Raw genomic sequence first — 306 nt, 5'->3', positions numbered from 1 at the left:
GAACAAGCACAGCGCTACAGTCACGGCGCAACAAGAAGTACGTGCCTCCCCCCCTCCTTCCCCCCCCTTCTTTCTCTCCTCCTTTTCCTTCTCCTTTTTTCTTCCCTTTTCTCTTTTCCTTTCCTCCTCCTTCCCCCCTTCCCTTTTTCCCCTTTTCTTTCTCCCTTTTCTCCTCTTCCCCCTTCCCCCTTTTTTTTTTTCTTTTCTTTCCTCCCCTCCTCTCCTCCTCCCTCCCTTTTCCTTTTCTTCCCCCTCCTCTCCCCCTTCCCTCTTCTCTCCTTTTTTCTTCTTTCCCCTTCTCTCCCT

1 protein-coding gene is annotated in these 306 nt (G+C 51.3%); it reads right to left on the bottom strand.

Going from position 1 to position 306, the window contains the following annotated elements; all coding sequences use genetic code 11:
- The coding region (locus AB1471_RS18905; RefSeq protein ID WP_367780961.1) for a hypothetical protein at nt 1-306 on the bottom strand (306 nt) is incomplete at both ends.

This window comes from Jeotgalibacillus marinus (assembly GCF_040801915.1).
Taxonomy (GTDB): Bacteria; Bacillota; Bacilli; order Bacillales; family Jeotgalibacillaceae; genus Jeotgalibacillus; species Jeotgalibacillus marinus.
This window is presented reverse-complemented; position numbering and strand designations above follow the sequence as displayed.